This window comes from Pseudomonas sp. GW821-FHT02H09, assembly GCF_059421425.1.
Map to the genome: position 1 here is coordinate 15444 of NZ_JBWKVA010000020.1, position 13585 is coordinate 29028.

Annotated in this window: 14 protein-coding genes; 6 read left to right on the top strand and 8 right to left on the bottom strand. The window is 58.2% G+C overall.

Annotated features, from left to right (window positions below):
* The first annotated feature begins 76 nt into the window (after window positions 1-76).
* The 5 genes from bamJ to AC07VR_RS23830 all read left to right on the top strand — a co-directional run bounded on the left by bamJ (window position 77) and on the right by AC07VR_RS23830 (window position 2773).
* Window positions 77-790 (top strand): BamJ family beta-barrel-assembly machinery protein, encoded by a 714-nt coding sequence (bamJ, locus tag AC07VR_RS23810; protein ID WP_494993747.1) that lies wholly within the window; start codon window positions 77-79, stop codon window positions 788-790.
* Between the two features lie 293 nt (window positions 791-1083).
* Window positions 1084-1539, top strand: a complete 456-nt coding sequence (locus AC07VR_RS23815; protein ID WP_494993748.1) for a YkvA family protein — start codon at window positions 1084-1086, stop codon at window positions 1537-1539.
* Between the two features lie 116 nt (window positions 1540-1655).
* Window positions 1656-1997, top strand: coding sequence for a helix-turn-helix domain-containing protein (locus AC07VR_RS23820; protein WP_494993749.1), 342 nt, complete (start codon window positions 1656-1658; stop codon window positions 1995-1997).
* Window positions 1994-2365, top strand: coding sequence for a hypothetical protein (locus AC07VR_RS23825; RefSeq protein ID WP_494993750.1), 372 nt, complete (start codon window positions 1994-1996; stop codon window positions 2363-2365). Before AC07VR_RS23820 ends, AC07VR_RS23825 begins: the two co-directional genes overlap by 4 nt.
* Window positions 2366-2773, top strand: a complete 408-nt coding sequence (locus AC07VR_RS23830; protein WP_494993751.1) for an SEL1-like repeat protein — start codon at window positions 2366-2368, stop codon at window positions 2771-2773.
* A 139-nt stretch (window positions 2774-2912) separates the two neighbouring features.
* Here the strand turns inward: AC07VR_RS23830 and AC07VR_RS23835 are convergent, their stop codons facing one another.
* Complete coding sequence (locus AC07VR_RS23835) at window positions 2913-4691, bottom strand: bifunctional diguanylate cyclase/phosphodiesterase (RefSeq protein ID WP_494993752.1); 1779 nt, start codon at window positions 4689-4691, stop codon at window positions 2913-2915.
* Window positions 4692-4812: 121 nt separating this feature from the next.
* Window positions 4813-6894 (bottom strand): carboxy terminal-processing peptidase, encoded by a 2082-nt coding sequence (locus AC07VR_RS23840; RefSeq protein WP_494993753.1) that lies wholly within the window; start codon window positions 6892-6894, stop codon window positions 4813-4815.
* A 138-nt stretch (window positions 6895-7032) separates the two neighbouring features.
* Here AC07VR_RS23840 and AC07VR_RS23845 point away from each other — a divergent pair, with 138 nt between their 5' ends.
* A complete protein-coding gene (locus tag AC07VR_RS23845; protein WP_495012768.1) occupies window positions 7033-7995 on the top strand; it encodes a zinc-binding dehydrogenase in 963 nt (320 codons plus the stop codon).
* Between the two features lie 38 nt (window positions 7996-8033).
* Here the strand turns inward: AC07VR_RS23845 and AC07VR_RS23850 are convergent, their stop codons facing one another.
* The 6 genes from AC07VR_RS23850 to AC07VR_RS23875 all read right to left on the bottom strand — a co-directional run bounded on the left by AC07VR_RS23850 (window position 8034) and on the right by AC07VR_RS23875 (window position 13351).
* Window positions 8034-8687: an HAD family hydrolase gene (locus AC07VR_RS23850; protein ID WP_494993755.1), complete on the bottom strand. Its 654-nt coding sequence runs from the start codon at window positions 8685-8687 to the stop codon at window positions 8034-8036.
* Between the two features lie 43 nt (window positions 8688-8730).
* A complete protein-coding gene (locus AC07VR_RS23855) occupies window positions 8731-9720 on the bottom strand; it encodes an ABC transporter ATP-binding protein (RefSeq protein WP_494993756.1) in 990 nt (329 codons plus the stop codon).
* Window positions 9717-10517 (bottom strand): ABC transporter permease, encoded by an 801-nt coding sequence (locus tag AC07VR_RS23860; RefSeq protein ID WP_494993757.1) that lies wholly within the window; start codon window positions 10515-10517, stop codon window positions 9717-9719. Before AC07VR_RS23860 ends, AC07VR_RS23855 begins: the two co-directional genes overlap by 4 nt.
* On the bottom strand, window positions 10504-11283 hold the full coding sequence (locus tag AC07VR_RS23865; protein ID WP_494993859.1) for an ABC transporter permease: 780 nt from the start codon (window positions 11281-11283) through the stop codon (window positions 10504-10506). Before AC07VR_RS23865 ends, AC07VR_RS23860 begins: the two co-directional genes overlap by 14 nt.
* Before the next feature lie 62 nt (window positions 11284-11345).
* Complete coding sequence (locus AC07VR_RS23870; RefSeq protein ID WP_495012769.1) at window positions 11346-12152, bottom strand: alkaline phosphatase family protein; 807 nt, start codon at window positions 12150-12152, stop codon at window positions 11346-11348.
* A 131-nt stretch (window positions 12153-12283) separates the two neighbouring features.
* Entirely contained in the window at window positions 12284-13351 is a 1068-nt protein-coding gene (locus tag AC07VR_RS23875; protein ID WP_495012770.1) for an ABC transporter substrate-binding protein, read from the bottom strand.
* Window positions 13352-13585: the final 234 nt, after the last annotated feature.

Genomic DNA, 13585 nt, shown 5'->3' on the forward strand with positions numbered 1-13585 from the left:
AGCCATTGGTCGTGGCGGCCTGATAAGCTCGCGGCTTTACTCGATTGCCCTTTAGGCGCATGAACAAGGAAATAGCATGAAACAGCATCGGTTGGCGGCGGCGGTGGCCCTGGTTAGCCTGGTACTCGCGGGTTGTGACTCGCAGACCAGCGTTGAGCTGAAAACCCCGGCGCAAAAAGCTTCCTACGGTATCGGCCTGAACATGGGCAAAAGCCTTGCCCAAGAAGGCATGGATGATCTGGATTCCAAAGCAGTAGCCCAGGGCATCGAAGATGCCGTCGGCAAGAAAGAGCAGAAGTTGAAGGATGACGAACTGGTCGAAGCCTTCGCTGCGCTGCAAAAGCGCGCTGAAGAGCGTATGGCCAAAATGAGTGAAGAGTCGGCAGCCGCTGGCAAGAAATTCCTCGAAGACAACGCCAAGAAAGCAGGTGTAACCACCACCGCTTCGGGTCTGCAATACGAAGTGGTCAAGAAAGCCGATGGCCCTCAGCCCAAGTCGACTGACGTAGTGACGGTTCACTACACCGGCAAGCTGACCAACGGCACCGTTTTCGACAGCTCCGTCGAGCGCGGCAGCCCGATCGACCTGCCAGTGAGCGGTGTGATCCCGGGTTGGGTCGAAGGCCTGCAACTGATGCACGTTGGCGAGAAGTACAAGCTGTACATCCCTAGCGAACTGGCTTACGGCGCGCAAAGCCCAAGCCCGGCGATTCCAGCCAACTCGGTGCTGGTGTTCGACCTGGAACTGCTGGCGATCAAGGATCAGGCAAAACAAGACGCTACCAAGTAATTAGCGTCTGATAAAAAACAACGCCCCGTCTATACGGGGCGTTGTTGCATCTGGCGATTGCTGGAGGGCAAAGTAAGCGAACGGACGCCGCCGGGTAGAGTCATACCATTGAAGTTGCTGGTGTTAGACCCAGACGGGTTGCCAAGTCAATGAAATAATGGGTTTTTTTATGTGAGTAAAAAACGCCCGATCTGAGCTCAGGCCTTATAAAACGGGGCTTTCAAGCGTTTAAAGCGGCTCTGTTCACAAGGTTATCCACAATTTGTGTGGATAACATTTCAGTGGGAGGGATGATGAAAGCACCCTGGAATTTCGCGCGCTTCTTGCCCATGGCAGGACGGTTGCTTAGCCGAGGACGTTTGCCGACATTGCTCTTCGCCGTGGCGAGCAAAGGAGCGAGCCAAGGCAACCGCCTGGGCAAACTCAAAGATGATCTGCGATTGTTACAGGCGTTGTGTCTGGCTTATTGGCGTGGGGAGTACCGGGCCATCAGTCACAAATCGATTCTGATAATTGTGGCGGGCCTGATGTATTTCCTCAGTCCACTCGATGCCATCCCGGATTTCATTCCAGTGTTTGGCATGCTCGATGACATCGCGGTATTGGCTTGGGTGATGAAAACCCTCGATGACGAGTTGAGTGCCTTCCGTGCCTGGCGCTTACGGCAGCTGCCGGAAAAGCTGGCGGTGGTCGAGCAATTGCCGGATACGCTGGAGCAACTCCAGCTGCAGGGCCCGAAAAAAACCTGAGCCGATTCAGGGTCCTCCACATATTGATACCCCCCTCGCGACCTTGGCGGCTGTTAGGATTACACTTCTAGGGAAAAGTGCTGACTCGCTAAGTGTTGTTGTCCTACGGGGTAGTAATGGATATTCAGATAATTACACGTGATGGCGAGCCCGAGTATGCGGTTCTGCCGTGGGCTCAGTATCAGGCTTTGTTAAAAGCTGCGGGTATTACCGAGCAGCCGCCGCGAGAAGCCACAGTCCGTCACGCGGCACCACCAGACCAGATTCTTCCTGGCCTGGATCAACTCCGCAGTTTGCGCGAAGGGAAGGGCATCGCCATTGAGGCGTTAGCCCGCACAGTAGGAATCAGCCCGTCTTATCTGGCCTTGATTGAAAGCGGTGAGCGTCTGCCGGACGCCGCGATTCGCCGCAGCCTGGCCTGGGAGTTGACGGTGCCAGGCTGGAGGGACGAGACGTGAGCGTACGCATTAGTCGACAACATTGGGATGGGTTGCTGAGCGAGCTCGATCACGCCCGCCGCCAGCGTCATCTACTGACTTACCGGGCTTTGCTTGAGCGTTTGCAGTTACCCAGCCCGGCCATGCAAACCCTGACCGCGGCCCTGGAGCATCTGGCAGCGCTGGATGCCCGAGCGGAGCAGCCATTGCGCAGTTCGCTGGTGATCAGCCAAGGTGCAAGCCGTTTGCCTCGTACCGGCTTCTTCGAGTGTGTCGAGCGTCTTGGACGTTTCTCCGGTCCGTCCGATGGTGTTGCTGCGGCTTCCTGGCATGCGTCCGAAGTAGTGCGGGTTTTCGAATACGAGTATCCCGAATCGGCGGAGGCCTGAGTGTTCTGGCGACTTAAGGCGCGAGCCAGCTACTGGTTGGCGCGTCGGCTGTTTCATTGGCCGTGGTTCGTGCGTCAGCCCCGTGGCTGGCACTGGCTCGAAGGTCAGTTCGCGCGCATGGCAAACCTGGGTGATGTCGGTGCTCAGAGCTTCTACGGCCATATCCTGACCTTCCGTGGCCAAGGCCTCGGCGCCCGCGAAGAAGGTGTACGCTTGCTGCGCCTGGCGGCGCTGGCGGGGGACGCCAAGGCGGCCTACCAAGTGGGGGTGATCAGCCTTGCCGGAACACCCGGTAAAGCTCCTGATGCGGCTGAGGCGGCCCGTTGGTGGACAATGGCGGCGAAGGCCGGGCATCCGCTGGCGGAGATCAAGCTCAAGCAGTTGGAATCAAGCGGTGGTTCCCTGTAGGAGCCGAGCTTGCTCGCGATGGACTCAGGGACGACGCGTTTATTCAGAAAACACGCGTTATCGTTAACGCCCATCGCGAGCAAGCTCGGCTCCTACATAGAGACCTCATTTCCTTAACTGACTGCGCTCGCGAGATAATTTAAAACCCCTCCACCACCGGCAACCCAATCTCCAGGCTGTCGATCACGTGAATGCTGTGACCCGGCACATTCTTGGCGTGATGCTTGGCTTGCGAAGCCAGTTCTGCCAGTTGGCTGGAGTCGAGTTGTCCACAGGCCTGTGGATATAAATGCACGACGCCGATGGACAGCGACAGCAGCGGGAATTCCTGGCGTACGCCCTGGCGATTGGGCGCGATAAAGCAGCCGGCTTCCAGGTGCTCATTGCTATAGAAGCGCCGGCACTGACTGTGGAAGTCGTCCAGTAGCTGGTTGAGACGTTTCCGCCAGTCTTCCGGGCCTAACACCAGCAGAAAATCGTCACCGCCGATATGCCCGACGAAGTCGCGGCCCGGGTCCACTCGATCATTCAGACACTGCGCCAGACACAGCAGGACTTCATCCCCCCGGCCGTAACCGTAGATATCGTTGAAGGGTTTGAAACTGTCGATGTCCACATAGCAGATCACCGATTCGCGGGCCTGTTGCAGCAACCGTGTGAGGCACTGCTGGATCGGCACGTTGCCCGGCAAGAGGGTCAATGGATTGGCGTAGCGGGCTTGCTGGATCTTCAGCTCGGTAATCAGTTTGAGGACGTCGATTACCCGCCCCAGGCCCAGGTAGATGCCGTTCAGGGTGATGATGAAGTCTTCTTCGATCCGTTGTCGGGCGCGGCTGGTAATCAGGCGGCTGACCTGTTGCAGTGACTGGCTCAGTTCGACCGCGAGGAAGTCTTCACTCATCAACCGGCTGATGGGCTTGCGCGCGAACAGGTCGGTGGCAAAGGGTTTGAGCAGCGAATCCGACAGCGAATGGCGGTGGACGATCCCGCAGGGGTGTCCTTGATCATCCAGCACTGCCAGGGAGTTGAGGTTGGCCTGGCGACGGAAGGCTTCCAGAACTGTCGCGGTAGGGGTTTGCCGAGCCACTGCCGGTTGTTCGTTGAGCAGGGCGCTGAGGTCGCGGCCTTCGTCGTTCAGGGCCACAGCAGTGCTGTCGCGTTTGGGCATCATTACTCGCGCATCCTTCGGCGGATGCTCCTGCGGACGGCAGAGCAGGTAGCCCTGGACCAGGTCGACGCCCATCTCGGTCAGCACCGCGAGTTCTTCCGGCAGTTCGATACCTTCAGCGATGACTTGTGCCCGGGAGGCTTTAGCGATTTGCAGGATTGAGCCCACGAACTCGCGCTTGAGGGCGTCCAGATGAATACCGTCGATGAAGTGTCGGTCGATCTTCACGTAGTCCGGGCGCAGCTCGGACCACAACCGCAAGCTTGAATACCCCGCGCCGAGATCGTCCAGGGCAATCGAAAAGCCCATGGCCCGATAGTGATGCAGCGCATTTTGCAGCAGTTGGAAGTCGTCGGTCGGGGTTTGTTCGGTGAGTTCGATGACTACCTGGCTCGGCTCAATCCCGAAGTCTTGCAGCAATTGCAGTGTACGGCCTGGCTGGTGAGCCGCCTCCAGAAGGGATTCCGGGGAGACGTTGAGGAACAGTTTGCCCGGCAACTTCTGTTCGTTGAAACGTCGACAGGCGCTGTGACGGCAAGCCATTTCCAGTTCGCTGAGGCGACCGGCCTGACGGGCTACGGCAAACAATGCGATGGGAGAGTGCAATGGGCTGTTGGAGGGGCCGCGACTGAGGGCTTCGTAGCCCAGGATACGTCTTTCAGAGAGGGAAATGATCGGCTGGAACAGACTGTGTAAACCGCTTTGAGCCAGGATTGAACTCAAGGCGCTCAGCTGTTCGGTCGTGGTCATGGCGTTCTCTGTCGATAAAAAAAGGACTGGGCGCCGCGGGCGCCCAGTCCTGTATTTCACGACAGAATGATGACTATTTGATGACGATCCGCGGAACGTCCAGATTAAATTGCCATCATTGTCAGTGTTTCGCTACCGCAGTGTTGAGCTTCAAGTAATCCAGCAGAATCCGCCCGGTTTCGCTCAGGTAGGCATCGTCTTCCGGTTTGGTCTTGTCCGGCTCGGCCGCGATTGCTTCTTCGTCTTCTTTCTTCAGCTCTTTGAGCTGCTCTTCACCCTTGGCCTTGCGACGGATATTTTCCATTGCAAGCTGCTTGGCTTCGATATCAGCGTGCTGCGCGCGGCGCTCGGCTTCGTTGAGGCTGACGGTTTTCTCGGTCATCAGCTTCTGGGCCAGGGCCAGTTTGTCGCGGATGAACACGAATTCCGCGTCCTTGGCCGAGCGTGCGTTATGCTCGGATTTCAACTGCGTCAGATACGGTTTGAACGGATCGAGCGCCGGTTTGATCGCCGGACGAATGGTGTCCCACGGCATGGCTTCAGGCAGGGCGCTTTCGCCGATTTCCTTGGTGTCGATGATCGACGGGAAGTCGACATCCGGCAGCACGCCCTGATGCTGGGTGCTCTGCCCGGAAACCCGGTAGAACTTGGCCAGCGTCAGTTTCAGCTCGCCATGATTGAGCGGCTGGATAGTCTGCACGGTGCCTTTACCGAAGGTCTGACCGCCGATGATCAGCGCGCGGTGGTAGTCCTGCATGGCGCCGGCAAAAATCTCCGAGGCGGAAGCCGAGAGACGGTTGACCAGCAAGGCCATCGGGCCTTTGTAGAACGCACCAGGGTTTTCATCTTCAAGTACGTCGACCCGGCCATCGGCATTACGCACCAGCACGGTCGGACCTTTGTCGATGAACAGACTGGTCAGCTCGGTGGCCTCCTGCAACGAGCCGCCGCCGTTGTTACGCAGGTCGATGACCACGCCATCGACTTTGTCTTTTTGCAGTTCGGTCAACAGTTTCTTCACGTCGCGGGTGGTGCTCTTGTAATCCGGGTCACCGGCGCGGAAGGCTTTGAAGTCAAGGTAGAAGGCCGGAATTTCAATAATCCCGAGCTTGTAGTCCTTGCCATCCTGTTTCAGGTTGAGAATCGACTTTTTCGCCGCCTGCTCTTCCAGTTTCACCGCTTCGCGAGTGATAGCGACAATCTTGCTGGTCTGGTCATTCGGTGCATTGCTGGCCGGAATCACTTCCAGACGCACCACCGAGCCTTTCGGTCCGCGGATCAGTTTGACCACTTCATCCAGACGCCAGCCGACCACATCGACCATTTCCTTGTCGCCCTGGGCAACGCCGACGATCTTGTCCGCCGGTGCGACTTGCTTGGTTTTGTCCGCCGGGCCTGCCGGCACCAGGCGCACGACTTTTACCTGGTCATTGTCGCTCTGCAACACAGCGCCGATGCCTTCCAGCGACAGGCTCATGTTGATGTCGAAGTTCTCCGCGTTATCTGGCGACAGATAGTTGGTGTGCGGGTCGTAGGACATGGCGAAGGTGTTGATGTATGCCTGGAAGATATCTTCAGGACGGGTTTGATCCAGTCGCACCAGCTGATTCTTGTAGCGCTTGGTCAGCAGCTCTTGAATAGCCTTGGTATCTTTGCCGGCGATTTTCAGGCGCAGCACTTCATCCTTGACGCGTTTGCGCCACAGGTCGTCGAGTTCTGCGGTGGTCTTGAGCCAAGGAGCGTCCTTGCGATCGATCAGCAACGACTCGTTGGTGGTGAAGTCGAATTTGTCGACGCCTTTGTTCAGTTCAAGCAGGGCGAAGTCCAGACGCGCTTTGACGCGGTCCAGATAACGCTTGTAGATGGTGAACCCGGCATTCAGGTCGCCGCTCTTGAGGAAGTCGTCAAATTGGGTTTTCCATTTGTCGAATTCGGCAATATCGCTGGCGAGAAAGTAACTGCGCGACGGATCCAGCAGCTTCAGGTAGCTTTCATAGATGATCACAGAGCGCGCGTCATCGAGAGGCGGCTTGCTGTAATGGTGACGCTTGAGCAACTCGACGACGTTAAGGCTGGCAATCACCTCGTCACGATCGGGCTGAAGATTGTCCCAGCTATTGGCTGCGAACGTATTGGTCGACAGCTGCATAAGGCCGAGACCAATGAAGAGAGCTAGGGCGGTGCTGGGGAACAAATGCTTCATGCTGATTCGACGCGGGGACAATTGATCACGCATATTAGGCCGTCTTTGAAGTCGCCGGTTCCGCAGGAACCGGTCGCATAATGCAAAAAGCCCGACGCTACAGCAACGGGCTCAGTCCAGACTCACTATGGAGGCACTGTGAAAGCATTGCAAGGCGTTGAAGGTCGAGTGGTATGGGTTGAAGAGCCGAGTCCGACGTGTGACGTAGGGCAAGTTCGTATTCGAGTAGCGGCTGCGGGCTTGAACAGGGCCGATCTGTTACAGCGCGCAGGACTCTATCCCGCGCCGCCTGGTGCCAGTCAAGTGCTGGGGCTGGAGTGTTCCGGGGTGATCAGCGAGGTGGGGGCGGGTTCGCCCTGGCAAGTGGGTGATCGCGTCTGCGCGCTGCTGGCCGGTGGTGGGATGGCGCAAGAAGTGGTGGTCGATGGCCGTCATGTGTTGCCTGTGCCGCAAGGTCTGTCGCTGACTGAAGCGGCCGCACTGCCCGAGGTCTACAGCACCGCGTGGCTGAACCTGTTTCAGCTGGCAGCGCTCAAGCCCGGTGAAAAAGTGCTGTTGCACGCGGGTGCCAGCGGCGTTGGGTCGGCGGCTATTCAACTGTGCAAGGCATTTGGCAACCCGTGCTGGGTCAGTGTCGGTTCGGCGGATCGTCTGGCCTACTGCGAGGCTTTGGGCGCACAGGGCGGAGTGGTCCGTACCGATGGTCTGGAAAGTTTGAATGAGTTCGGCCCGTTTGACGTCATCCTCGATCCTGTGGGGGCCAACTATGCCGCGCTGAACGTGAAACTGCTGGCGCGCGATGGCCGCTGGGTGTTGATCGGTCTGATGGGCGGGCGTGAAGCGCAGTTGGACCTGGCGCAGGTGTTGGCCAAGCGGGTGCAGCTACTGGGTTCGACCCTGCGCAGTCGGGACGAGCAATTCAAGGCCGATCTGTTCAGCGATCTGAGTCAGCACGTCTGGCCGCTGTTCGCCGAAGGGCGGTTGAGCCCGCAACTGGCCAAGACCTTTGCGATCACGGATGCTGAAGCCGCGTTTGCCGAACTGGCGACCAACAAGGTGTCGGGCAAGTTGGTGTTGGTGATCGACGAAAGCCTGGTCTGACAGATCGTTCCCACGCGGAGCATGGGAGCGATCATGGGTTACTTCCAGAGATGGATTGGCCATCCGGCTTTCTCGGCGTGCTCCTGCAACACCGGATCCGGGTTGACCACATGTGGGAAGTCGACTTTCAGCAACAACGGCAGGTCATTGCGTGAGTCTGAGTAGAAACTCGCGCCTTCGAGGTTTTCGCCTTCGGTGTCCAGCCACTCCAGCAAGCGGGTGATCTTGCCTTCGCGGTAGGTCAGGGTGCCGACGGTGTTGCCGCTATAGACCCCATGGGTCACTTCCAGCTCGATCCCCAATATTTCGTCAACGCCCAGACGCTCGGCAATGGGTTTGACCAGGTGCGTGCCAGAGGCCGAGATCACCAGGATCCGGTCGCCAGCCTTGCGGTGTGCGGCGATGGCTTTGCAGGCGTCGCTGAAAATGATGGGCTCGATTACGTCCTCGACCCACGGTGCCACCAAATGCTCAACTTCTTGCGGAGTACGTCCGGCAATCGGCTCCAGGCTGAAGGCCATGTAGTCTTCCATGTTCAGTTTGCCGTGGCTGTAGGCGTCCATCAGCTCGTTGTTGCGACGCATGAAGGACTCGCTGTCGACCCAGCCAAGGCGGCCCATCTGTTCGCTCCACAAGGTGGCGCAGTCGCCATGGATCAGGGTTTCGTCCAGATCAAAAATTGCCAAAGCCATTAGCGCAGCTCTCCCTTCAAAATAATCAGGCCCATCAAGAGCATCAGGCTACCTCACACAGGGCCGTCGGATCGATGGAAAGCGCCAGGCGTTGACCGTCGGCATGCAAATCAGCCGCCGAGCGGTTCAATACGTCGACCACCAATTCCACGCCACGAGCTACGACGCGGTAACGAATCACGTTGCCCAACAGGCTGTGGCTGCGAATCTGGGCGTCGAGCTCACCGTTCAGGCTCAGTTCGATGGCTTCCGGACGAATGGCGATGCGACCGGTGATCGGGCGTTGCAGCAACTTGCTGGCGCTGTCGGCATCGAGCAGGTTGTAGTTGCCGATAAACCCCGCGGCAAATACGTCCACCGGTGCGGTGTAGAGGGTTTCCGCGTCACCGCTCTGGACGATCTTGCCCTGGTTCATCAGGAAGATCCGGTCAGACATGATCAGCGCTTCTTCCTGATCATGGGTGACGAATATGGTGGTCAGCCCCAGCTCGCGCTGGATCTGACGGATCTGTTCGCGAAGGTGTTTGCGAATCCGTGCATCCAGCGCCGACAGTGGCTCATCCAGCAGCAACAGGCGTGGCCGGGTCACCAGCGAGCGGGCCAGGGCCACCCGTTGGCATTGACCGCCGGAAAGCTGATGCGGATAGCGTGCGGCGAAGTCGTTCAGCTCCACCAGTCGCAGCACCTCAAGTACACGCTTGCGACTGTCCTCGGTATTGACCTTTTGCATCCGCAAGCCGAACGCGACGTTCTGCTCCACGGTCATGTTGGGGAACAGCGCATAGCTCTGGAACACCATGCCAATGCCGCGTTTTTGCGGGCTCAGCGGGACGAGGTCCTGGCCGTCAAGGAGAATCTTGCCGCTGTCCACCGAGGTCAGTCCGGCGATACAGCGCAGCAGGGTGGATTTGCCGCAGCCCGAGGGGCCGAGCAGGGTGACGAATTCACCCTTTTGGATTTCGCAGTTGATGTCGCTGAACACTGTGGTGCCGGCGTAGTTTTTTTTCAGGTGTTGGACGCTGACGAAGCTCATTGGCTTTTGTCCTTGTTCAAGATATTGGCAACCCAGGTCAGAACCAGCACAAAGAAAAAGTAGGAAATCACCAGCGCGCTGGTGAAGTGGCCGCTGCTGTTGCGCATGTTGTTCAGGTAGACCTGCAGGGTTTCATAGCGGGTGCCGACGAGGATGTTGGCGAACACGAACTCACCGAACAGAAACGAGAAGGACAGCAACAACGCCACCATCAAGCCCTTGCGCAGGTTTGGCAGCACCACCAGGAATGCCGCCTGCCAGGTGCTGGCGCCAAGCAGTTGGGCAGCGTCCATCAGGTCGCGCAGGTTGATCGCTTGCAGGTTGTTGGTGATCGCCCGGTACATGAACGGCAGTGCCACGGTGAAGTAGCAACCGACCAGAATCCAGGGCGTGCCGACCATCGCGAACGGCCCGGAACCATAGAGCTGCAACAGCCCCACCGAGGACACCACTGGCGGTACTGCGAACGGCAGCAGGATCAGGATGTTCATCAGCGCATCGAGCTTGGGGAAGTGGTAATGCACCACGAATAGCAGCGGCAGAATCAGCACCACCGACAGCACCAGAGCGCCGACACAGACCAGCAACGACTGGCCGAAGGCATTGAGAAAGCGCGGGTCGCTCCATAGCTGGACATACCATTTGATCGTAAATCCACTGGGAAGAATGGTTGCCGACCAATTGCTGGCGATCGAGTAGATCAGTGTTCCGGCGAGCGGCAGCAGCAGAATCGCAAACAGCAGATAAACCACGAGTCGGTGGTAGAGGACGACAGAGCCGGTTTCAGCGCGTGACATGGTAGCTCCTCTTCAATAGTAACTGGTGTACGACGGTGACCAGCGTCATCAGCGCTACCAGCACCACAGCCAGGGCGCTGGCCATGTTCGGGTCCAGCGAAATGTCGCCGGAGACCATCGCGGCGATCCGGATCGGCAGCACGTTGAAGTTGCCGGTGGTCAGGGCGTACACCGTGGCGTAGGCACCGAGGGCATTGGCCAGCAGGATGACGAAGGTCCCGAGCAGTGCCGGGGTCAGCACCGGCAAGCCGATGTGCCGCCAGAACTGCCAGCCGCTGGCACCGAGAAGCGCGGCGGACTCGCGCCAGTCTTCGCGCAGGGCGTCGAAGGCCGGGTAGAGCAGCAGCACGCCGAGGGGGATCTGGAAGTAGGTGTAAAGAATGATCAGCCCGGTCTTGGAGTACAGGTTGAAGTCCTGAATGATTCCGGCCTGCTTGAGCATGATGGTGAACGTGCCGTTGAAACCCAGCAGGATGATGAAGGCGAAAGCCAGCGGGACGCCGGCAAAGTTGCTGGTCATATTGGCGAATGCATTGACGAAGTTGCGCAGTCGCGAGTCGACCCGGCGCAGCGAATAGCTGCCCAGCACGGCGATGATGATCCCGAACACGCTGGACCAGAAGCTGATCTCCAGGCTGTATTGAATCGCCTGCAAATAGAACTTCGAATTGAAGATCCTGCTGAAATTGGCCAGGCCCCAACCGAACTCCTCCGATTGCACGCTGTGGATCATTACCCAGCACAGCGGGGCAATCTGGAACACCATAAAGAACAGGGCGAAAGGAGCCAGGCAGAGCGCCGCCAGCCATTTGCCTCGAGTGATTGAATTCACTTCAACAGCTCCCGGCAGACAGGTTTGTCGTGGGCAACGCCCAGCAACTCGCAGATGGTGCCGCAGAGCTCGGTCTGTTTCGGCGCAGCATTGCGATCAAGACTGAAAGCATCGCCGAGGACGAACAGCGGCACTTCCCGCTCCTCGGTGAGCAGGCCGTTGTGCGAGCGGTCGTTGTTCATGCCATGGTCGGCAGTTACCAGCACTTGATATCCGGCGTCGAGCCAGCCTTGCAGGTAGTCGGCAAGGATGATGTCGGCCGAGCGCGCGCTGTTGCGGTATTGCGGGGTATCGAGGCCGTGTTTGTGCCCGGCGTCGTCAATGTTCATGGGGTGAACCAGCAGAAAGTTCGGCGCATGGCGCAGACGCAGGTTCTCGGCGTCGGCGAACAGGTGCGAATCCGGGTAGTGATCGGACCAGTAGAAATGCGCGTGCTGGATCGGCAGGTCAGCGTTGTCGGTGTGGCGGTCGCGGGCAGCCATGAACGGCGAACGGTTATACAGCTCGCTCACCCAGTGGTAGGCCGCAGCGGCGGTGCTGAGCCCGGCGGCGGTGGCGTAGTGGAACACGCTGCGTTGGTTGGACAGGCGCGACACGTTGTTGTGGACGATGCCGCTGTCGATCGGCGTAACGCCAGTAAGAATGCATTCGTAGAGCGGTCGGGACAGTGCCGGCAGTTCGCACTCGAGTTTGTAGAGTGCGGCACGTCTGGCGTTTACGTAGGCCTGCAAATGCCCCATGGCATGCCGCGCGACCTCGTAGTTCAGGCCGTCGAGCACCACAAGGATGACGTTGTGCTTCATTGGGCGAGGACTCCGCAAAAATAGGAGAAATATCTGTAGGAGCGAGGCTCGCCCGCGATGCAATCACCGCGGTCGCCAGACAGACCGAGTTGTCTGCATCGCGGGCGAGCCTCGCTCCTACAGATGCAGCATTACTGCATATTGATGATGACTTCTTCCTGCCACTTCTGCGGCAGAGCCTTGGAGGTCTTTTCCCAGGCATCGGCATCTTTGATTGGTGTCACGTTTTTGTACTGTTCATTGGGCAGTAGTTTGGCCTTTACGTCAGCCGGCAGGGTCAAGTGCTCGGCACGGATCGGACGTGCATTACCGCGAGCCAGATTGATTTGGCCGGCATCGCTGAAAATGTACTCGCGAGCCAGTTTGGCGGCGTTCGGGTGCTGAGCGTATTTGTTGATGATGGTGGTGTAGCCGGAAATCACCGAGCCATCGGAAGGGATCAGCACTTCGTAATCGTCCTTGTTGACCATCTTGTCGCGGTAGCTCAGGCCGTTGAAGTCCCAGACCACACCGACTTCGACTTCACCTTTTTCCATGGTGGAAATCGTCGGGTTGGCCAGCGACAGGCGACCTTGCTTGGCGATTTCGGCGAACATCAACAGTGCCGGTTGGATGTTCTTTTCATTGCCACCTTTGGAGATGGCCGCAGCCAGCACGCCGTTGGCCGCTTGGGCAGCGGTGCTTACGTCACCGATGGAAACCTTGTATTTACCCTTCTCCAGGTCAGCCCAGCTTTTTGGCGCTTCGGAACCGTGCAGCAGTTTTTTGTTGATGATGAACGCGATGGTGCCGGTATAGGCCAGTGCCCAGTTGCCGTCCTTGTCTTTGGCCCAGTCCGGAACCTGCGCCCAGGTGCTTGGTTTGTACGGTTGAACCACGCCTTGCTTGACCGCGATCGGGCCGAAGGCGGCACCGACGTCGCCGATGTCAGCACTGGCATTGTCTTTTTCGGCGGCGAACTTGGCCACTTCCTGGGCCGAGCTCATGTCGGTGTCGATGTGCTTGATGCCGTAGTTTTTGGCCAGGTCTTCCCAGGTACCTTTCCAGTTGGCCCAGTCATCGGGCATGCCAACGCTATTGACCGCGCCTTCCGCTTTCGCCGCGGCTTCCAGGGCTTTTAAATCGGTATTAGCTGCCATGGCACAGGTGCACATGGCAATGGTCGAGCCTAACAGTGATGCCAGGAAAAGCTGTTTCATCCGAAGCTCCTTTGGGCGTTTTCAACGCTGCGTTTTAGCTACAGTCTTGGGGTTGGTTGGTCTAGGTCAGCAATACCTGAGCCAATTTAAGCGGGCGGGATGACACTTTGATGTCGGTATCTCGCCTGCAAGCATTTATGAAGCTCTTGTGCGGACGCTGCGAGATAAGCGTAGACCATGGCTAAAAGGCTGATCTGAAAGGACTTGGCTATTAAATTGCAGGTGTCTGGATCA